The organism is Chitinophaga barathri (assembly GCF_003807585.1).
GTDB lineage: Bacteria > Bacteroidota > Bacteroidia > Chitinophagales > Chitinophagaceae > Chitinophaga > Chitinophaga barathri.
Genome location: NZ_RMBX01000015.1, coordinates 223,489 through 243,738 on the forward strand (window position 1 = coordinate 223,489; position 20,250 = coordinate 243,738).

The following is a 20,250-nucleotide window of genomic DNA, read 5'->3' on the forward strand; positions in this document are numbered from 1 at the left end:
TCTCGGGGAGGTGATGGAGAGGAAATAGCGTTTATGCGATTCTCAGCGCCTTCATTTACCTTTTGGGTCAGCCCCTGGGATGATCTCCTGGGTAAGCAGGATCTAATATCCGGGATTCTGTTTGAGGTTGGGGTTAACAGCCAGATCGCTTACGGGTATCGGGAAGAGCAGGTACCTTGGATTGTCGGTAGGTTTCAGCTGCCAGGGCAGCAGGAATTTGTTGAACCTGATGAGGTCCTGGCGGCGCCATCCTTCCCAGTACAATTCACGGCCGCGCTCATCCAGCAGGATGTCCAGCGTTACGGCTCCCAGTACGGTGGCTTTGCGTTTGGCGCGCAGCTCGTTCACGATCGGGAGGGCCAGGCCGGCCTGGCCGTTGCGGATAAGGGCTTCCGCTTTCATGAGCATCACGTCCGCGAGGCGGAAAAACACCCAGTCATTGTTGCCGTTGTTGCTATTGGAGCCGCCGGGGGTGACCATATCCGGGGGATATTTCACTACACGGATGCCTTTGATCTCAAGATCGTTGCCGCTTTCCTGCAAAGAAAGTTCGCGGGTGAAAGCAAGATTGTTGCCTTTACGGTCTTTGAGTGCGGTGCCATTTTTATCGAATTGCTGGCCCACGAGCATACCTACGTGCAGGCCGGTGACCGGCGTTACGCTGGCGTAGGGGCCGCCGCGGCGGGTATCCACCGCTTCAAATTTGTCGTAAAAATCGGATACGGTAGAGAAGCCGTTCCAGCCGCCCGGCGTCTGGTGATAGTGCAGGGTGGGCGCCCAATGACAGAAAGCCGCGTTACCTCCGCGCACGGTGCTGAAGCCAGGGCCGTTCTGCTGGGTAAAGATGTTTTCTGTCCCGATCTCGTCGTTGTTATAAGCAAGGTTGTCCCAGTAATTGTTGGCGAGGGAATAACGGCCGGAGGTGATGATCTGGTCCGAGAGGGTGATTACCTGCGTGAGGTCCGCCGCATCAAACGTAGGCTGCGCTGGGTTCAGGAACGCGCCTTTGTTCAGGTGCGTTTTGATCAGCAGCGTACGGGCAGCGTCTTTGTTCGCCACATAGGCGGCTACGCTGGCGGAGCGTTCGGGCAGGTCGGGTATGATGGCAGTGAGTTCAGCAATAATAAAACTCACCGCTTCCGCGCCTTTCAGCACTTTGGGCGCCTGGCGAAGGTCTTCGCCGGGCTCACGGAAAGGCACCTGGCCAAATGCGTCCAGTACGGAGAACATGGACAGGGCGCGGAGGAAACGGGCTTCGGCCGCCTGCTGTTTGGACGGGCGGAAGTTCAGTACGTTCGTGGCGGAGTATTGCAGCAGCAGCAGGTTCGTGAAAGTGCCGCCGATGATCGGGTGCTCGGCCGTCCAGGAGTGGGTTTTGAGCGAGCGCCACTGACCATTGTCATCCCAGTCGCCGCCGCGGGTGGGCGCCACCGCTTCGTCTGACGGCATTTCCTGCAGGGCCCAGAGATTGCTCTGGTCCTGGTAGGGCAGTTGTAATCCGTCGTAAGCGGTTTTTAAAAGGGATGCTACCTGTATCACGGAGTCCGCCTGGCTTCTTTCGAGGGTGGAGCCCAGTTTTTCGTCCAGCTTGGTGCAACTAACCAGCGTGAAGCCGGTGAGCGCGAGCATTGATATTTTTTTATAGAAATTCATGATCGTAGTTTTTGAGTGAATAATGGATTAGAGGGATACGCTTACGCCGAGGATGATATTCCTTGCCGTTGGGTAAGGGGAATATTCGATGCCGAATGAATTCACGCCGTTGATGCTTTTATCCGTATTCACTTCCGGATCGAACCCACTGTAATTGGTGATCACAAAAAGGTTTTGGCCGGTGAGGGAGATATTTATGTTTTTGAAGGTTTTGCCGATGCTGCCGAGGCTGTAGCTGATGGTGGCGTTCGTGAGTTTCAGGAAGTCGCCATTTTCGATATAACGGGAAGAGGTGGTGATCGGGTTCGCGAGGTTCTCGTTATTGCCTTTCAGTGCGGCGGCGATGTTGCGGGAAGAAAGGTTGTTCACCGGCAATACGGTATTGGCGGTGTTGTTGTAGATATCCTGCCCGAATGCGCCGTTGAAATTAACCGCTACGTACCATTTTTTGTAGGAAAGGTCTGTGCTGATGCCGAGCAGTTGTTTCGGGTTGGGATCGCCCATGTAGTACATGGTGTTGCCATTGTCCGCATACTGGGCCAGGCCGTCTTTGTCCAGGCCTTCGTATTTACGCACGTAAAACACGTTCAGCGGGTGGCCGTTTGCAAAACGCTGCACGGTGGCGCCTGTAACGCCCTGGCCGCTGATGGCGCCGGTGAGCACGTCCGGCCCGGTGTAGTTCTGCAATTCGTTGCTGATAAATGTAGCGTTTACGCCGATGCCCCAGTTGAGGTTTTTGCCGCGGATGATGTCCCCGCGCAGGGCTACTTCCACGCCTTTGTTCGTGATGTCTCCCGGCATGTTGATCCAGAGGTTGGATGCGGGGCCGGGCACGATGGCGGTGTAATTGAAGAGGAGGTCGGTGGTCTTTTTGTTAAAATAATCCACGCTACCGGTAAGCCTGTTGCCCAGGATCGCGAAGTCAAGACCTGCATTTATCTGGTTTGATTTTTCCCATTTCAGGTCAGGATTGGCCACGTTCACTTGTCTTGCGCCACCCGCGCCGGCCAGGGCATATTGTTCCTGCGCCGCGCCGGCGGGGAATTCCTGGTTGCCGGTGATGCCCCATCCGAGGCGTAATGCCAGGTTCTGGAAGAAGGTGCCGCCTTTCATGAAACCTTCGCTGCTGATGTTCCATTTAGCCGCGAAAGAAGGGAAATAACCATAGCGGTTGTTTTTCCCGAACTTATTGGACCCGTCCGCACGCATGGTGGCGGTAACGAGGTATTTGTCGTGCAGGTTCGCCGTAACCCTTCCAAAGATGGATTGCAGTTCAGACTGCGGGTTCACGAAGGAAGAAATAAAGGTATTGCTCTGCAGGGCGTTCTGGAGGATGCTGGTGTAAGGCAGCGCGTCCGTGGTAAAGCCGAGCGCGCCCAGGTCCACTCCCTGGTAAGCAAAATCCTGGTATTCATAACCCACCACTGCATTCAGGTTGAAGGCGGTGGAGAGCTGTTTGTTATAGCTGAGGGTGTGGGTGAACAGTTTGGTGGTCAGTTCCGCGTTGCCGTAATAGGCCTGGCCGAGGCCTTCCACGCCGGGGATGGTGATGTATCCTTTCATTTCCGTACGGCGGATACCGGTCTGGCGGTTGATGGAAAAGAGGAAACGGTATTCCAGGTCGTCCGTGATCTTGAAGTAGGGGCTGATGCTGCCGAGGATGTAAGAGATATTGGGCTTATCGTCCCATGCTTCGGACATGGCGATCGGGTTGATGGCGGAGTTGCCTCCCAGCTGGTTGAACGAACCGTCCGCTTTGTAGAGGGGCACGGTAGGGTTCCACTGGAGGGCCTGGCCAATGAGGCTGCCCCTGAAATCGGCGTTGTTGCTGATGGGCGCCAGTTGTTCAACCGTCTGAGCTGCCATCAGGTTAAAGTCGAGACCGAGTTTTTTGCTTTCCAGGAATTTAAACTGCCCGGAGAGGTTGCCGGTATATTTTTTGAGGCCGGATTTGCGGACAATGCCTTCCTGGTTCATGAGGCCGAAAGAAGCGCGGTAACGGGCGTTTTCGGAGCCGCCGCTGATGCCCAGGTTGAAGTTTTGCGTGATGCCGGTGCGGGTGATGGCTTTCATGCCGTCTTCATTGGCGCCGCCGTCGCCGCTGGTTAAGTTATAGGATTTGAGTACGTCGCGGAACTCGTTCGCATCCAGCACTTTCAGTTTTTTCATGATGCTGGACATGCCTACGGAGTAGTTAAAGTCCAGTTTTGCGGGCCCTTCGGAGCCTTTTTTGGTGGTGATGATAATTACGCCGTTAGAACCGCGGGAGCCGTAAATGGCGGTGGCGGAAGCGTCTTTCAGCACGTCCATGGAGGCGATGTCGAAGGCGTTCACGAAGTTCAGCGGGTTAGCATCCGGGGTGATGCCGAGGCCGTTCGCATTGATGTTTGGCCGGGCTACGCGGCCGTCCAGCGGTACGCCGTCTATTACGTACAGCGGCTGGTTGCCGGAGCGTACGGAAGATACCCCGCGGATGCGCACGGTGGTGGCTGCGCCGGGGGCGCCGCTGGTGTTCACCACCATAAGGCCGGCCACTTTACCCTGGATGAGTTGATCGGGGGCATTGGCGATGCCTTTGTTAAAATCTTTGGCTTTCAGGGATGCTACGGAGCCGGTGAGGTCCTTTTTGCGGGCGGTGCCGTAACCCACCACTACCACGTCTGTAAGGGTGGTGTTTTCCGTTTGCAGCACCACATTTACTTCAGAGGTGTTGGCGATACTTACCTCCTGCTGGGTGTAGCCGATAAAACTCACGAGGAGGGTGGTGGCGGAGGCAGGGACGTTGAGTTTGAAGATCCCGTTGTTGTCCGTAACGGTGCCGGTGGAAGTTCCCTTCACCTGGACGCTGGCGCCGATGATGATCTCGCCCCTGTCGTCTGTGATTTTACCGGAAACTGGTTTTGTCTGGGCCAGGACTTCTGTCGCAAGAAAGATCAGCGGACAGAAAAGCAGCGCTTTTAGTAGTCGCATTTTGGTCATAACGTAGTATTTAGAGAATTTTTAGGATAAGTACAGTGGGTGGAATACTGTACGTGGAATCATTTTTTGGTTGAACAGTATCAAAGTAAACGGGTATAACAGTGGCGGCAAATTAGTATGGGCTAATTATAGAAATTATCAAGCTCATCCGCTGGTTGTCTCGACTTAAATCATTGATGTATAAAGAGTTGTTGATATATATAAATATTCGTAATATAGGTTGATTTATATCTTAATTTGCATGATCCGGTCTTCAAATTCGTCGTTTGGGAGGGTGGATTTGTTCCGGATGCGGGTTTTATAGGCGTAAATGGTGTTTACGGAATATTCGAGGATGCGGGCGATCTTTTCGTTTTCGGAGATGCCGATGCGGATGAGGGCGTAGATGCGGAGGTCTGTGTTGAGCAGTTCGTTTTCTTTGAGGTGTATGCGGTCTTCTTCTTTAAAGAAGGAGTTGAATTCGGTGACGAAGTTCGGGAAGATGCGGAGGAAGATGCGGTCGAAGTTGTGGAAAAGCTCTTCCCTTTCCTGTTTGATATTGATATTGTTGACGATATAGCGGATCTCGGCGTATTTGTGATCGGTGAGGCGGCTGTCCACCTGGGTTTTCAGTTTTTCGATCTTGTCTATAAAGGCGGAGGCGATATGGAAACAATAACCGATGTATTCTTCCTTTATCTTATTGGATTCCAGTAGTTTGTCGTTGATTTCCTGCTGGCGGATGTGTGCTTTGGTGATGATATCCTGGGCATTTTTCAGTTTCCTGAACTGTTTGAAGATGATAAACGACAGTACGACTGAGGCCAGGAGCATAAAAATGGCGATGCCGAGGTAGACGAACAGCCGGTTTTTCTGGCTTTCCACAGTATTGAAGCGTTCCCCTTCGATGATGGGGAGGATGGCGCTTACCTGTACTTTACGCTGGCGGGCGCCGTAGAAAGTGGCGTCTTTGATGGCTCTTTCGATATAATGGGAGGCATTTTTCACGTCGCCGGTCTGGAAAAGGATGGAGGCGAGGTTAAAAGCCGCGGTGGTTTCTTTGATGGAGCCTTTGGCATCCGCCATGGCGGACTGTGCCAGCAGCTCGATGGCTTTGTCGTATTCCTTTTTCGCCACATATATGGAGCCGAGGTTTGCCTTGATCATGGCCTGCTGGTGGTAAGTGAGATCCAGGGCGAGGCAGCGGCCCAGGTAATACTGGGCGGAGTCCATCTCTCCCATTTTGAAGAACTTGTACCCGAGGCAGCTGAGGCGTTCGAAATGGTTTTCGGGGTACATAGCGGCGGCGGAGTCGGTGAAGCGGTTGGCTTCCCGGAGGTATTGGGGGGAATAATGGCGGTCGTTCACATAATCGGCCAGGTCGTAATAATACCGGCGCATGAGCACATAATATTCAGCCCGCATGGAATCCGGGAGGTGGCGGATGCGGAGGGTGTCCATGACGGCGGCCGTTTCGCGGAACATGCCGGAGGACAGGAGGATGAAGCCCAGCTTGATATTGGCGTACGCCATGCGGTTGGGATCCTGCATTTTGTCGGCGATGGACCCGAGGAGGAGGGCATAGGCGAAGGCGGAGTCGTAGTTGAAGGCTTTATAGGCTTCGTACAGTTTGAGGCAGGCCGAGTATTTTTGTTCAGGCAGCCGGGCGTTGTGAAAGGAAGCTTTGAGGGTATTCAACCGGGCATATTTCAGCGCATCGAATTCCGCGGTTTTTTCGAGGGTGATATTGAGTTGATGCAACGTGCTGTCTTTACCGTGCAGGGCGGAGGCCCTGGCATTTGTGAAAAGCAGTAGCAGGGTGAACAGGATCCACTTCATATTAATTCTGGCTGCTATAAAGATATCAGAAATAGGGATGTTTAGAAAAAAAGTTGAAATAGATTTTGCGGAAATAAAATTTTGTCTATTTTTGCAATCCCAATTTGCGATTGAGATTCAATAGTGAAGCGGGAAATCTTCCTCCTTAGCTCAGTTGGTTAGAGCATCTGACTGTTAATCAGAGGGTCGTTGGTTCAAGTCCAACAGGGGGAGCGGAGAAACGAAGCCATGGCATTTTGCTATGGCTTTTTTATTTGATGATGTTAAGCGAGTTAACATCAATTTTGTTCAGAGATTCTCTCATGGCAAATGCAATACAAGAATAGTTACCACCATATCTGATTGGCCCTTAATTTTACATCGGGTAGCCACCTGAATTCCAGTTCCGCATACTTCTAAGTAAAAAATATTTGCGCCTTATAGATGGCTGGTTATTTGCGATAGCCGTTATAACAGCGATCAGTAGTTTATAATCTTTTATTGCAATAAGTTATCTTCTTATGGATGTACATGATAAAGCAACACGAGCCTACAACATGAGTCGAATAAAAGGGCAGAATACAAAGCCTGAAATGCTTGTACGCAAATTCCTTTTTAGCAATGGACTGCGTTACCGGTTGCATGTAAAGGAGTTGCCGGGCAAGCCTGATATCGTGCTGTCAAAGTATAGAACCGTAATATTTATTAATGGCTGTTTCTGGCACGGGCATGCAGGGTGTAAATACTATGTAGTGCCTAAAACAAGAACAGAGTGGTGGCAACAGAAAATCAATGGGAATATTACCAACGATGAAAAGGCAATACATCTTCTTGAAAAAAACGGATGGAGAGTTATAACAGTATGGGAATGTGATTTGAAAAAGCAAAATCAGGAGGTTACGTTAAAGGCCTTGTTACAAGCAGTCATTATAAACTAATTTTTTTAGTCTCCCAATTTTATAGATATTTGCGACATATTGTCAAAATTTAACCCAGCGATGTCTCAATTTAAAGAATTATTAGAATGGTCCGGGCTTACCCATCAGGAAGCTGCAGAAAGATATGAGGTTAATGTACGAACAATTTATCGGTGGGAGGAGGCCGACCCGAAAGATTATATTATAAGAGACCTGTGTGAATATGTACGCTTAAGGAATACTCCTGTGCAAATTCCTGGAGAGCATGCATCTTTTGATTATATAGATCTGTTTGCGGGAATCGGCGGATTCAGAAAAGCATTTGACGCGATTAATGGCCGGTGTGTGTTTACAAGTGAATGGGACAAAAACTGCAGGATTACCTATCAGGCAAACTATCCCAACCTTCACCCTGTAGAAGGTGATATACGTGGATTTACCGGCAGCCCGGCAGCTTTGGACAGGATTCCAAGACATGATCTTCTTGTTGGCGGTTTTCCTTGTCAGCCATTTTCACTTGCGGGGGTATCCAAGAAGAACTCTCTTGGGCGTTCTCATGGCTTCCGTGATGAAACACAGGGAACATTGTTCTTTGATCTGGCACAAATTATTGATCATCACAGGCCGTCTGCTTTCCTACTGGAGAATGTAAAAAATTTAAGAGGGCACGATAAAGGCCGGACTTTTGATGTTATATACAGGACACTGACAGAAGAGTTGGGCTATCATGTTGATTATAAAATTATCGACGGCCGTAGTTGGGTTCCGCAGCACAGGGAAAGAATTTTCATTGCAGGCTTTCGCGAAAACGTTGGATTCAGGTTTGAGAATTTTGTGATTCCGGACAGAGATCAGGGTCCCAAGCTCGGTACTATTTTACATTCTCCTGATGAGCAGGTTGAAGATAGTTCGCGATACATGAATGAAGATGGTCATGTATTTGAAAAGTACACCCTTACATTCAATCTGTGGGAATATCTGCGCGCATATAGAGAAAAGCATGCTGCGAAAGGCAATGGGTTTGGATATAGCCTTTTCGGGCCTAATGATGTAACAAGAACATTATCTGCCAGATACCATAAGGACGGTTCAGAAATATTGATACATCAGGACGGAAACCGGCCAAGGCGTCTGACTCCAAGAGAGTGTGCGAGGCTTATGGGATTTGATGGCCCCATGGAGTCGGGATTTAAAATCCCCGTTTCGGATACACAAGCCTACAGACAATTTGGTAATTCAGTCGTCGTTCCCGCAGCAAAGGCTATAGCGCGATTTATGCGACCCTATATATTGGAAACAATACGCAGGCACAACAATCTGGAGCCAACCCTTCCGGTTAATAATCCCATACCCATACCCACATCTATATGAGAAACGGGTTACTGTCCCAATATTTTCAGGCGGTAGTCGCTAAAACACTGAGTGCTGTGGAAGCGAATTCGGCAAAATCCCATCAGCACGAATTTAATGGTACGCGTGAGCTAAAAAGAGTTATTCGTACGACCGAAACAGCGCAGTTTGTGTGCCGTTTTATTTGGTTGGACAACGAGGAGGAACCGATAATTGCCAACACACAGGTTAGCTGGTACGATGCCAGAAAAAATCAGCCAAACAGAAGTGCCGAATATCGGCTTTATTTTCAGGATAATGCTGTTATGCAGCGAGCATCTGAAGGAGATGTGATGTTTCTTGCGCGCAGTACGGACGATACGTTGCTGATAATAGTAAGCCCAGCTACAAGTACTGTTACACGACAACTCTATTGGCTTTTTAATCTTACTCCACCTCAAGGAAATCTTTTTTCACTGGTGGAAATAGATGCATTGCAGGACCGTGCCATCGACTGGTCTGCCAGGTTTATTCTTGAAGAAATTGGTATTGAGATTGCTGAGCCAGAGAGTGAATTGCTAAATAGATTAATTGCCCCGTATTCAGGTGTTTTCCCATCCACAGCTGAATTTTCAAAACTCGCGAGAGAAACGCTCACATCAACTGTAAACATTCATGAAGATCCGGATCATGCATTGGTGGAATATATGAATTGGGAGGAAAAACTGTTTCGCCGGCTCGAACGAAATAATATCATAATCCGCCTTCAACAAGGATTCATACGGGATGGAGAGGCAGATGTGGAGAACTTTATTAGTTATTCTCTAAGTGTACATAATCGGAGGAAAGCTCGTGCGGGTAGCGCTTTTGAGGAGCACGTAAAATATTTATTTACAGAACTTGGCATTCATTTTTCAAAAGGTAAAACCACAGAAAATAAATCAAAGCCTGATTTTCTTTTTCCACACATAAGCTTGTATGCAGACACGTCTTTCCCGGCGGAATATTTGACAATGCTTGGAGTAAAGACTTCTCTGAAAGACAGATGGAGACAGGTACTTGCAGAGTCTGCGAGGATCAGTCTGAAACACCTGCTTACATTGGAACCCGGCATAAGCGAACATCAGACAACAGAGATGCGGCATAAAGGCCTCCAGCTTGTTGTGCCGGCAGAAATTCATCGAACATTTAGTGTTAACCAACAGCACTGGCTTATGACATTTAAAGATTTTTCCAGCATTTTGCTTGAAAAACAACAATCCACATCTCTTGTTGGATATACAATTCCTACAGCAGGGTAAACATTTGACAGATAAACCTTATTTTCGGAGATATTAATAAAAAGCGGGACTATGACGGAATTACAGGGAGCTATCAACGCTGTAAAGAATGGCATATTGAGTTTCTGTAAATTTGCTTCATCTAATGATGCGGGCACTACAGGCGCTCATCAGGCCGGGCTATATATCCCCCGTAATTCGATAAAGTTACTTTTTAATACACCCGGCATAAAGGGGCAGCAGTTGGAAAAGTGGGTAAACATTACATGGTGGGGAGCTGAGACAAAAAGCTGTCGTTTTATTTACTATGGACGTAAGACCCGTAATGAATATCGGATCACAAATCTTGGCCGCAGTTTTCAGGAAGAAGATCTCATTGTTATAGTAAAAAACGAAGATACCGGATATTCAGGCTTTTGTCTTACAAGTCCTGACGATAAACAATATTTTCTTCAGACATTCGGCTTGGCCAGGAGAGATACCAATAACTTGATTCCTTATCGGAGCCCCGACCACTCTCCCTCTAAAGTAGAAATCCGTCCTGCACCCAATGATATTTTAGAGAATAATAATTACTTGGTGACAGACACCGTAGCAGATAGACAGGAAAAAGAACAGATTCCGGTGAGCTATGAATCCAAGGCTATTAGTTTTAGACCCAAAGCTCATATTCTTATATTATTGGGGGAGGAGCTTATCAAAAGCCCGGTAATGGCTATCTATGAACTTATAAAGAACGCGTATGATGCAGATGCCAAGTCTGTAGATGTAAGTTTTGTAAATATTGAAAATCTGGAAGAGGCAGCTATTGTAATAAAGGATAATGGAACAGGTATTACTGAAGAAGTCTTGGAGAACGTTTGGTTTGAACCGGGTTCAGACTTCAGGAAACCCATTAATGAGGAAGGTATAAGAGTTGTTAAAAGAAGTCCCATTTTTGAAAGAGTGCCAATGGGGGAAAAAGGCATAGGCCGGTTTGCTGTACATAAGCTCGGCAACAGAATCCGGATGTATTCGAGACCGTCGTTGGTTTATACGAATGAAGACGGAAAGTTTATCAAAAAGATACTACTCGACTATGAGTTAATAGTGGATATTGACTGGAGGCGTTTTTCCCAAAGCAAATACCTTGAAGATGTTGATATTACTTGGTACAAAAATAAGGATCAGAGTAGCTTCAAGTTTAAAGAAGACTCGGGAACGTATATTGAAATTGGCGATCTGAAGGAGGGATGGACAAGAGGGATGGCACGGCAGCTGAAAAGGAATACCATTTCCATGTTGTCGCCAAAGAATGATTATAGCAAGTTCAGGATTGACCTTAATTTTCATAACAGTTGGCTGGATCGCTTTCCCGAAACAGAACAAATACTGCAATCGGCTCCTTTTAAGCTGATAGTTCTGATTGATGAGCTGTATAAGATAACTTTTGAATACCAGTTCTTATTAAAAAACAATGCACAAATTGGCAGCAGGGTAATCAATGACCAAACCACTGACCTGCTGGACAAGGGAAAATATGAAAGGAATATAAAGGAAGAACTGAAACCTTTTTTCGAAACATATTTTCGAAATAAAGGATACGAAGAAAGATCTATCAAAGAAGCAGTTGAAAAGCAGCTTACACCTCCAGTATCTTATGGCAGCCTGATGCTCGAAATTTATTCATTCGATCTGGATTCCCAATCACTCAGAGATACAACGGACTCTGCAAAACTTGTGAAGGAATTATTAAAAGATCACTCTGGCATTAAAGTGTTTAAAGGGGATTTACGTGTATATGACTATGGAGATCCCGGAAACGACTGGCTTGGACTTGATTTGAAACGTATTCAAAACAAAGAGTGGTTTTCTAATAACCAGAATATTGGATATATCTATCTGGATTCAGAAACCTCAGGAACTTTAATAGAAAAGACCAACAGGGAAGGTTTTATCGAAAATGAGTCGTTTGATCATTTCAAAGTTATGCTTGATTATATATTAACTCAGTTTAGTGTAGAAAGACAGTCAGATCGCAGGAAATGGTTACTCTTTAATAAAACTGGGCCGTTGGAATCTTTTGAGTCGCGCATTTCTGCATTAAAGGCATTAATATTCAAGCTGGAATTGCAACAGGTGCAAAAGGATGAGCTGATGCAGGAAACAGGAAGAGTGGAAGAAAAATATGAGCAGGACCGAAATAATCTTCTTATCCCGGCTGGAGTGGGAATGACAGCTTCGTTTGCCATGCATGAAATTGAAAAATTAGTGCCGAGAATGAAGGAAAGCATTTGGGAAATGCCAGTTGATATCAAAAAAATGCGGGGACAGATTGATGAACTAGATGATTATGTAGAAGGAATTTTGTCCGTGTTGAAAAAAGGAGGAAACAACGAGGTACTGTTAAGTGAAGCGATTAATCAGGCTGTAAAGAATTATTCCACAAGACTGAATGATCATGAGATTCGGGTAACAATCAATACTGATAGTAATGCTGATAAGATTATTGCCGATAAGCGGGTTCTTATTACGATTATAATGAACCTCATCGACAATAGCCTCTACTGGCTTGATACCGTGCATCGCCAGGAAAAAGGAATCTACATATCAACATCCAGAGAAGTAAATAACACATCAGTTCTGATAGTTGATAATGGCCCCGGATTTAAGGATAAAACGGAAGATATTGTCTTACCATTTTTTTCAAGGAAAAAGGACGGTATTGGCATAGGGATGTACCTTATCGACACTGTCATGATTCAGTTTGGGAAATTGAATATTATTCACGACCGGGAATCGTTAAGGGAACGTGGGGTGCCTGAAATGTATAACGGAGCTGCTGTTGAACTGGTATTTAATAAAAAAATATAAATATGTATCCTGAACTTGGACCTCAGGTCATTTTAATTGACGATAAAAAGGAGGAGATTGAGGCAATAGAAAAATTCCTTGAGGAGAAGCATATAGGAAGTGTTTTCTTTGAAGCTGATCCAATCGAACCTGATTATCCTCTAACACCAATAGATACAGTTCAACTTGTGTTCCTTGATTTATACTACGGTAGTCCGTTTGCAGCACAGTTTGACCCAAATGCCTGTACTGAATGGATTGAAAGAGTTATCCCTCCCGGGCAAAAATATTACCTGGTGATCTGGACTAAAGATAAGAGCCGGTCAGAAGAATTGCTCGAGTTAATGAGAAAAAAAGGAGTGCCTATGCCATATCAAGTGGAAACAAGGTCAAAAACGGACTATAAACTCAGAGGAGGGAATGAATATGATATTGAAAGATTACTAGATGAATTGGGGGTATTGTCCAAACCTGAAGTGAACTCTGATGTGCAGGAATTTCATGGTAGAATTATTTCAGAGGAGGAAGACTGTGTATTAATTGATTGTCTCATACATAAAGAAACTGCGACATATGAAGTGCGTAGATTTGACCTGAAACTTCTTGAAGGCATTCCACATAAAAATGGAAGTTTTGTAATGGTACGCATAGAAACCAAGCCGGGCAGTAGGACCATCGATTTCTTTGCTGATGAGATTGACAGGTCAGCGCTATTTGTTAAACCTGATGACTTTGAGGATCTTGAAGATATATCTTTTTTAGCTGATGACTAATTATTCCACTGATGAAAATTACATTTAAAGATGTAGGGCAAGGGGATTCGATTATACTAGAGTGGGAGCACAACGGCCAAGCAAAAATTGGTATTATAGATTGTAATAAGAAAGGGAAGAGCAATCCTGTGCTTACCCATTTGCAGCGATTGGATTATTGCGAAGTAGAATTTATAGTCTTAACTCATCCACACCGGGATCATTATTCAGGCCTGCAGGAGCTGCTTGAGTACATTGAAACCAAGCAAATTACTGTTCACCGCTTTGCTCATACTCTTACTCATATAGGGAAGGGGTTTTGGAAGTATTTCGAAGTTGGCCGGAATGACACTCAGTTATTGCGAAAAATAATGGGAACATCGAAGCGTTTGAAGAATAGTGGGATAATTAGAAGAATGGACCTGTTAGCAGATAATACAGTTTTGGAGATTGAGGATTATATATTGATAAAGTGTATGGCACCTTCGCATGATGACATGGAGGAATATATGCGTATTGTAAAAATGGATCCGGACGTTAATAGTAAACAGGCCAGTCAGGCGGCTAATTTACTATCGGCGGTATTTCATTTAGATATTTCCGGATACCATGTGCTGCTTACTTCAGATGCTGAAATCTTTGCGCTGCAAGGCATTATAGAACGAGATGCCGTAAAGCTTACCGGAAGAAAGTTTAAGATTTGCCAACTTCCGCATCATGGATCTATAAAAAACCATCATAAGTTTTTTTGGGATTTAATGACAAAAACTAATGGACGTCATGCTGTAATTTCAGCGGGTAAACACCGAAGTTATAGCCACCCTTCATACAAGGTGGTAGCCCACTTTCATGATGAAGGATATCAGGTCCATTGTACAAATATTGTGAATGGAATGGAAAAATTCCTAAAGGAGCAAAGAGCTGCGTCGTTGCTGTTCGACACTTTTGGTGTGATGGCAGAGGATTACATGAAATCAATTGACCATGTGTTTGAATTCAGGAGAAATAGAGTTTCCTGAGAATACCAGACCCCTATGCTTTTGAAAGGGGTGTTATGTCGCGTGTGAACGTAAATCCCCAATACCGCAGACCTGTGTAGGATAAACTATTCAGGGGTAGCGAAAGTCATACATAAGATTAGGAAAGATTTGCACGTATCTCTTCAATCGAAATACCTGAAAAAAGACAGAACTCCATCACTGTTATAAAATGATGTTCAGACTTGCCAAGAGTTTTCTTTAGCTGTTTCAGGTATCGCCGTGCTGAGCTTTCGCTTAGACCTAATATATCCATTATATCCCTGGGATAGATAACCAGTCTTTGGGTAATATTTGTGGGCATGATAAATCTAAAATTTCAAGATGAAAAAAATTACTTGTACAGATAACAACTCTGGCGATTACAACATTCTATTACAACCGCCAGATTCTATTCCTAATCTTCAGCAGTGATGAATGAATACCATTCATCCCTAACCCTTTCGTCGATAATATAGCCTCTCTGCCCGGTGCCATCTCTGAAAGTCCCGCCAAATTTATTTATAAGGATCTTTCGGCTACTTCCATCTTTGAACCTGGCGATAGCCAGGAACCCTCCGCCCTTCCACATTATCATACCGTAGAAAACTTTGGAATGCGATAGCAAATTTTTCGCTTTGTCTATATTCAATACTTTATACTTCTTCCCTGAAATATCGGCCTTCGTCAGATCCGTGAATTCCTCCAGGGACATTCTTCCATAGTATTGAAACTCTGTTACTTTTGACCAATCGGCAATATCATAGGTGCCGAATTGAAGCAGGGTGTATAACAAAAATGTAAACATGCCGGGTTGTTTTATGAGTTAATTACAATTTCCTGATTTTGAAGGAGCCACCCCCGAGGTACGTACGGAGCTTGGCAGTGCTCTTAAATCTTCACCTAAGTCTCCGGGGTTACAACCGGGGAATACCATTCCTTTTGAGTAAGGGATATTTAGCCCGGCTATATTCGCTAAATCTATTGCAAAATTAGCACAATTGTACAGATAAAGATTATAGTGAACGTTATTCGCAGCGTTCGCTTTATTGATGATACTGGTCAATTGGTTTGCTGAAATGTTGGTACTGAGCTTAACATCGTAAAGTTGCCCGCCATCGTTTGAAAATGCCGAATTATCCTGTGGATCTAACAGACCGCTTTCCCCTGCTGGATAGAAGCCGAAAGACCTGGAGAAAGTTACACCCCCAATGGTTTGTTCTATCGTTACAAATGCGTGCCCTACCTGGGAACCATTGACATTGACCCCAATAGGCGCCCTGGAACCGGCCATAGGCTGATCTGAATAAATTGTGAATTTCGCGCCCAGGCTTTTGTTAAAACATTTTAGGAATTCATTGATGTTTACAGGGTTAGATGGTGCATACACAAGGTACTGTCCCATATAAGGAAAATACGACGCGCTTCCTCCTTCTCCACCGCCCGGATAATCATATGACGCAGGATTATCCGGTTCCGGCAAATCCTCCATTGTATAAAAGCATTCATAGGTGCACGTTTCCCCCGTCATATACGGCTCCCCACATTCTTCTGGGGGCTGGCCCGGTAAAGGGTCAGGTACAGCCCAGCAATCTTGCTCCCAATGTTCCACACAGTACTCCCAGCATTCATAACCAGCGAACAACTTTGTACTGTCCGGCGCCTGGCGGGCCTGCTGTTCGCCGCTGGTTCTAAATAATGCTGTCCCCAGAAATTTACCCTGCTCCACTTTTGTTATGAAAAGTGGGATGTTGTTCGAACGTGAGTAAATGACATAGCCACAAAAAGAAGGATCGAGCTGGTGGAGACTATTGTGGCTGATATCATAGCCACTGGCGGCAAAATAGGCCGAATCAGGTACATAACTGATATACATCTCACTTACCTCACCCCTGGAATTCTTAGAGATCAGCAATCTTTGCAGACTTGGCACAGGTTTGCGTGGTGAAGTATTTTCTGACCGCCCCTGGCCCGATTTAATTTTTACTTTATGGTCTTTTTTAACAGTAAAAGCTGTGGGCACTTCCACATAAGAAAATTCCCCTTTGCTGAAGGTGGTTGCATTTTTCCAGCGTGGGTACATTGGGAAAATGTCGGGGGATTTGTGACGCAAATTTGTAGAACTGCCGATTGTTTGTTTGAATTTTGAATTGTAATAATTTCTGGCCTCGTCTACAGAAAGCCTGACATTCCCAGCTGGAGCAGTGCCAGGCTTGTCATCCTGCATTTTACTGCATGCGTACATTACCAGCAGGAAAAATAGCGGATACATCAAATTAGAAATCAGTTTTTTCATACTGTTCAATTTTTTTAAAGTGAAGGGTTATGTGTTCTTAAGCCAATGGAAAATTTGATGACCAGAGTTTTTTGAGTAAAAAAAAAGCAGTGGCGGCGTACCTAGAAAGAAAACGCCATACTGGATTCATACTGTAATAATAATCTGATGTTTAACAGCGTGGCGCACGTAAAAATGAAAACGCCCTGCTGGATTTATACAACTTTTTAAAATCAGCCAAACTTTTAGATAAAATCAGTCTTTTCTAAAATATCTTGTCATGCTGTACACATTTTTGTAAATGATCCCAGGCTTAAATGCCTGATGTACCGAACTCCTTTTTGCTTCCTCGCCACCAAAAAACTACGAGGCCGGTTAGACGTAGGTTAGAGGCCGGTTACAGGCCGGTTAGAGCGGGTTTTTACCTAGGTTAGAGGTAGGTTAGAGGCCGGTTAGAACTAGAAAAATTTCAGGACTTCCTCTTCCGTCAACCCCACAAACTCACAGAACTCAGCCACAGTAATGTATTGGCCTCTTTTCTTTTTAAAATACATGCACATCTGCTTCATCAGTCTCCTTGCCGTACGATTACTTTTCCCAAGAATAAGCATAACATCCTTGGTGGTGATAACGATCCTATGAGGTTTGTTTTTATGCATGAATTCGTCAAAAAACAACGGCCAAACCCGGCCAATAGCGGCCAATTGCGGCCAGAATGGTACTCCGATTTTCTGCTCCTCCCACTGTCACATACTTTCGCTTCGTAATTACGTCACATCACGCTGATCACGTGATAAAGCCTAAGAGGCATGGCTACGGAAATTGCCTTATTGAATATTTTCTAAACCATTTTTTATGAAAAAGAAAGACACGCTTTTACAGATGGTGGGTGAGACGCAAAACATGTCCATCTATCGCAAAAAAAACGGCCAGTATGGCTTCAGGAGAAAAACAGGCGTTGACGCCGAAAGGCTGGCCAAGGATCCCAACTTTATCGCCATCAGGCAGAATGCCAAAGATTTTGGTAAAGCGGGAAAGGCGGGCTTGCTGATCAAACAGGCCTTCCAGCCTATGATCTCCAAATACGCCAATTCGGACATCTTCACCCGGCTTACAACGTTGTGCAAAGAGGTCATCAAGTCTGACGCTACGCATGAACGCGGTTTCCGCAACCTGCTGGATGGTGATACAAACCTGTTCACAGGATTTGAGTTCAATCCGGCCGGTATGTTCCGTACCACTTTTATTGTCCCCATCACCCACACGATCGACCGCGTGGCTGGAACTGCCAGCATCGTGCTGCCGCCGTTTGTGCCGGTGGAAATGATCGTGCCGCCCGAAAAGGCGAGCCACTACAAGCTGAAAGTGGGTTGTGCGACTTTGAATTTCGATGCGAATGCGTTTGAATTCAGCCAGACCGCCAGCGAGGATATGCCGCTGGATGATATTCTGACAGCGCCGCTCACCCTGAACTTTCAACTGCCGCAAAACACCGCGGACCCTGTATTCCTCGCGATCAGCATTGAATACCAGGAGGAGGAAGGCGATTTCGTGTACCCGATCCTCAACAGCAAATACAACGTTATGAAGCTGCTTGCGGTAGACGTACCTGCCTGATGGTTTTACATTTTCTAACATTTTTTTAAATTTTAAGTCATGGAATTGATAAACCGTTTAGTCGCCCCCACCCCGCCCTTTTTCCAGAAGGTGCGCAACCTGGGGATTATCCTCACCGCTATTGCTTCCGCTGTATTCAGCCTTCCGCTGGATCTACCAACGGTACTTACGGAGATAGCCGGAGGGGTAGCAATTGCAGGAACTGTGATGGCTGGCATTGGCCAGGCCGCCACTGAAAAAGAATAGAGCCTGCTCTTTATTGTTTGTGAAGCCCCGGCGCTTTGCCGGGGCTTTTAATATCTTTTATCCGGGCTTTCCGGGTCAAAGTGTATGAGGTTGAACATTCCCCGCATACAGCTTCTTACATTCTTTCCATATTTCTTTTCCAGTGCCTCGGCATCCAGCTGCGTGGTTGCATGGGTGATAATCCGGTTCGGAGATGACATTTCGCTGCGAATGATCAGTATCTCCGCCATTACATTGCAAACCTCACCGAAATAGTGCCCATCCCTTTCTGATCCAAGGCCGTCAAAGCAATAAACAATCGGTAGAGATGTTTGGGGATTAAAAGCCCGGTCGCTATACTTTCGAATCGTCTCATGCCCTTTGCTGTTAAAATCCATAACAATTTGCCGGGTACTTACCACCTGAGGGGCAAACTCTCCACCGCTCATTGCTGCAAAAATCTGCATCAAAGCTGTTTTACCGCAACCAATCCGACCGCAGAGCATCAGACCTTTTCCAAGGTGAAGGTTTTCTTTACGGGCTTCTTCCACGTCCTGGATGAAGTAAGTGATCATCCTGTGCAATGGCGGGTCATCAACAGGCTGGATCTTGTATCGGCACCCGTAAAAAATCTTTCCCTGCTCTTCGATCATCCGTTTGTAATCGGGATAATCATAACGGAGCTCCATAGTTTGGGAGGTTTGGCGGAAGATCATCATGATTTCGGCGTTCCCGCCTCTGGTCACGGGCGTTTAGCACCCATTTATCGGCGGCAGCCTGCCATACCCTGATGGGAGTCTGGCCATTCTGCAACCAGCCATTGGCCTCATAATGCGAAAAAAACTTCTTTGCTTCTTTTTCCCCATAACCGGCAGAACGGAAATATGCGGACACCTCTTCCTGGGAGGGAGTAATATTTTCAGTTTTTCCTTTTTCGTTTATTTGTTTATTAATGTGTGCTGTTTTCAGTTCTGTTTTCGGTTCGAAAGCAAAGATGTCTTCTACAATTTTCCCATGAGTTTTGTTGTCTTCATTCATGAAGTTCTCGAAGTAGGAGAGTTCCAGTATGGTCACATATGGATGGTCCATCTTGTTCTCAGGCTTGTGGTAGTTAATATACCCCCAGTCGGCAAGTTCATTGATGCATTTACTGTAACAGGCGCCGGTACTTATTTTACTCGTATGCATAAGGCGTTTCCGGCTTACACGAAAGTGATTGTGAAAGCGGTTTTGATTCCACACGCGAAACATCGCGAGATACAAGCTGATGTGATTGGTACGCATCCTGCCATCGTTGTCGCTACAGTAAAAGAACAGGGCGAGGTGACGAATGTAGTTTACAGATGTTTTTCCCATGCTCATAGTGTTTTATGATTAAGAAATAGAGCGCCCGTTAGGACATGTTGCTGCCCTTCAGGAATGCATGAAAAGCCCTTCCGGAAATCATGGATAAATTCCGGCGGAGGTAACTTTCAATAGTTTTTGTTGAATTAATTAAATCATCGAAAAATGGATTTATCTCTACATTTCTGTTTCAGCCCTTTTGGGTATCAGGGGGAAACAGGTTTTTCATAAGTG

At 45.8% G+C, this 20,250-nt stretch carries 15 protein-coding genes and 1 tRNA gene; 9 read left to right on the forward strand and 7 right to left on the reverse strand.

Annotation, left to right across the window (positions count from 1 at the left end):
- Positions 1 to 102: 102 nt before the first annotated feature.
- The 3 genes from EG028_RS24880 to EG028_RS24890 all read right to left on the reverse strand — a co-directional run bounded on the left by EG028_RS24880 (position 103) and on the right by EG028_RS24890 (position 6,450).
- Positions 103 to 1,653, reverse strand: coding sequence for a RagB/SusD family nutrient uptake outer membrane protein (locus tag EG028_RS24880; RefSeq protein WP_120519058.1), 1,551 nt, complete (start codon positions 1,651 to 1,653; stop codon positions 103 to 105).
- A gap of 27 nt (positions 1,654 to 1,680) precedes the next feature.
- The gene (locus EG028_RS24885; RefSeq protein WP_120519059.1) at positions 1,681 to 4,632 is read right to left on the reverse strand and encodes a SusC/RagA family TonB-linked outer membrane protein; all 2,952 of its coding nucleotides are present in this window, start codon (positions 4,630 to 4,632) and stop codon (positions 1,681 to 1,683) included.
- A gap of 225 nt (positions 4,633 to 4,857) precedes the next feature.
- Positions 4,858 to 6,450 (reverse strand): DUF6377 domain-containing protein, encoded by a 1,593-nt coding sequence (locus EG028_RS24890; RefSeq protein WP_120519060.1) that lies wholly within the window; start codon positions 6,448 to 6,450, stop codon positions 4,858 to 4,860.
- A 139-nt stretch (positions 6,451 to 6,589) separates the two neighbouring features.
- On the opposite strand from EG028_RS24890, the gene EG028_RS24895 reads away from it, so the two are divergent.
- From EG028_RS24895 to EG028_RS24925, 7 genes are all read left to right on the forward strand, one after another.
- A tRNA-Asn gene (locus EG028_RS24895) sits at positions 6,590 to 6,663 on the forward strand.
- A gap of 287 nt (positions 6,664 to 6,950) precedes the next feature.
- A complete protein-coding gene (locus EG028_RS24900) occupies positions 6,951 to 7,367 on the forward strand; it encodes a very short patch repair endonuclease (RefSeq protein ID WP_120519061.1) in 417 nt (138 codons plus the stop codon).
- A 60-nt stretch (positions 7,368 to 7,427) separates the two neighbouring features.
- On the forward strand, positions 7,428 to 8,717 hold the full coding sequence (gene dcm / locus EG028_RS24905; RefSeq protein ID WP_120519062.1) for a DNA (cytosine-5-)-methyltransferase: 1,290 nt from the start codon (positions 7,428 to 7,430) through the stop codon (positions 8,715 to 8,717).
- Positions 8,714 to 9,976: a type II restriction endonuclease gene (locus EG028_RS24910; RefSeq protein WP_120519063.1), complete on the forward strand. Its 1,263-nt coding sequence runs from the start codon at positions 8,714 to 8,716 to the stop codon at positions 9,974 to 9,976. Before dcm ends, EG028_RS24910 begins: the two co-directional genes overlap by 4 nt.
- A 51-nt stretch (positions 9,977 to 10,027) precedes the next feature.
- The gene (locus tag EG028_RS24915) at positions 10,028 to 12,808 is read left to right on the forward strand and encodes an ATP-binding protein (RefSeq protein ID WP_120519064.1); all 2,781 of its coding nucleotides are present in this window, start codon (positions 10,028 to 10,030) and stop codon (positions 12,806 to 12,808) included.
- A gap of 2 nt (positions 12,809 to 12,810) precedes the next feature.
- Positions 12,811 to 13,560, forward strand: a complete 750-nt coding sequence (locus EG028_RS24920; protein WP_120519065.1) for a hypothetical protein — start codon at positions 12,811 to 12,813, stop codon at positions 13,558 to 13,560.
- A gap of 11 nt (positions 13,561 to 13,571) precedes the next feature.
- The gene (locus EG028_RS24925) at positions 13,572 to 14,558 is read left to right on the forward strand and encodes a ComEC/Rec2 family competence protein (RefSeq protein WP_120519066.1); all 987 of its coding nucleotides are present in this window, start codon (positions 13,572 to 13,574) and stop codon (positions 14,556 to 14,558) included.
- A gap of 415 nt (positions 14,559 to 14,973) precedes the next feature.
- On the opposite strand, the gene EG028_RS24935 is transcribed toward EG028_RS24925, so the two are convergent.
- Both EG028_RS24935 and EG028_RS24940 read right to left on the reverse strand, forming a co-directional pair.
- The gene (locus EG028_RS24935) at positions 14,974 to 15,363 is read right to left on the reverse strand and encodes a hypothetical protein (RefSeq protein WP_120519068.1); all 390 of its coding nucleotides are present in this window, start codon (positions 15,361 to 15,363) and stop codon (positions 14,974 to 14,976) included.
- An 18-nt stretch (positions 15,364 to 15,381) separates the two neighbouring features.
- Positions 15,382 to 16,851, reverse strand: coding sequence for a hypothetical protein (locus EG028_RS24940; protein WP_123864792.1), 1,470 nt, complete (start codon positions 16,849 to 16,851; stop codon positions 15,382 to 15,384).
- 834 nt (positions 16,852 to 17,685) lie between these two features.
- Between EG028_RS24940 and EG028_RS24950 the strand changes: the two genes are divergently transcribed.
- Together EG028_RS24950 and EG028_RS24955 are read left to right on the forward strand one after the other, a co-directional pair.
- Positions 17,686 to 18,447 (forward strand): hypothetical protein, encoded by a 762-nt coding sequence (locus tag EG028_RS24950; RefSeq protein ID WP_120519071.1) that lies wholly within the window; start codon positions 17,686 to 17,688, stop codon positions 18,445 to 18,447.
- Between the two features lie 39 nt (positions 18,448 to 18,486).
- On the forward strand, positions 18,487 to 18,693 hold the full coding sequence (locus tag EG028_RS24955; RefSeq protein ID WP_120519072.1) for a hypothetical protein: 207 nt from the start codon (positions 18,487 to 18,489) through the stop codon (positions 18,691 to 18,693).
- 47 nt (positions 18,694 to 18,740) lie between these two features.
- Here EG028_RS24955 and EG028_RS24960 read toward each other — a convergent pair whose 3' ends face one another.
- A complete protein-coding gene (locus EG028_RS24960) occupies positions 18,741 to 19,361 on the reverse strand; it encodes an AAA family ATPase (protein WP_162946632.1) in 621 nt (206 codons plus the stop codon).
- Positions 19,345 to 20,028, reverse strand: coding sequence for a hypothetical protein (locus tag EG028_RS24965; RefSeq protein ID WP_123864793.1), 684 nt, complete (start codon positions 20,026 to 20,028; stop codon positions 19,345 to 19,347). The genes EG028_RS24960 and EG028_RS24965 overlap by 17 nt, the downstream gene beginning before the upstream one ends.
- Between the last annotated feature and the right edge of the window lie 222 nt (positions 20,029 to 20,250).

Excerpts from the sequence above, each read along its gene's own strand:
- EG028_RS24880 (WP_120519058.1), bottom strand. The coding sequence starts at position 1,653 with ATGAATTTCTATAAAAAAATATCAATGCTCGCGCTCACCGGCTTCACG.
- EG028_RS24885 (WP_120519059.1), bottom strand. The coding sequence starts at position 4,632 with ATGACCAAAATGCGACTACTAAAAGCGCTGCTTTTCTGTCCGCTGATC.
- EG028_RS24890 (WP_120519060.1), bottom strand. The coding sequence starts at position 6,450 with ATGAAGTGGATCCTGTTCACCCTGCTACTGCTTTTCACAAATGCCAGG.
- EG028_RS24900 (WP_120519061.1), top strand. The coding sequence starts at position 6,951 with ATGGATGTACATGATAAAGCAACACGAGCCTACAACATGAGTCGAATA.
- dcm (WP_120519062.1), top strand. The coding sequence starts at position 7,428 with ATGTCTCAATTTAAAGAATTATTAGAATGGTCCGGGCTTACCCATCAG.
- EG028_RS24910 (WP_120519063.1), top strand. The coding sequence starts at position 8,714 with ATGAGAAACGGGTTACTGTCCCAATATTTTCAGGCGGTAGTCGCTAAA.
- EG028_RS24915 (WP_120519064.1), top strand. The coding sequence starts at position 10,028 with ATGACGGAATTACAGGGAGCTATCAACGCTGTAAAGAATGGCATATTG.
- EG028_RS24920 (WP_120519065.1), top strand. The coding sequence starts at position 12,811 with ATGTATCCTGAACTTGGACCTCAGGTCATTTTAATTGACGATAAAAAG.
- EG028_RS24925 (WP_120519066.1), top strand. The coding sequence starts at position 13,572 with ATGAAAATTACATTTAAAGATGTAGGGCAAGGGGATTCGATTATACTA.
- EG028_RS24935 (WP_120519068.1), bottom strand. The coding sequence starts at position 15,363 with ATGTTTACATTTTTGTTATACACCCTGCTTCAATTCGGCACCTATGAT.
- EG028_RS24940 (WP_123864792.1), bottom strand. The coding sequence starts at position 16,851 with ATGAAAAAACTGATTTCTAATTTGATGTATCCGCTATTTTTCCTGCTG.
- EG028_RS24950 (WP_120519071.1), top strand. The coding sequence starts at position 17,686 with ATGAAAAAGAAAGACACGCTTTTACAGATGGTGGGTGAGACGCAAAAC.
- EG028_RS24955 (WP_120519072.1), top strand. The coding sequence starts at position 18,487 with ATGGAATTGATAAACCGTTTAGTCGCCCCCACCCCGCCCTTTTTCCAG.
- EG028_RS24960 (WP_162946632.1), bottom strand. The coding sequence starts at position 19,361 with ATGGAGCTCCGTTATGATTATCCCGATTACAAACGGATGATCGAAGAG.
- EG028_RS24965 (WP_123864793.1), bottom strand. The coding sequence starts at position 20,028 with ATGGGAAAAACATCTGTAAACTACATTCGTCACCTCGCCCTGTTCTTT.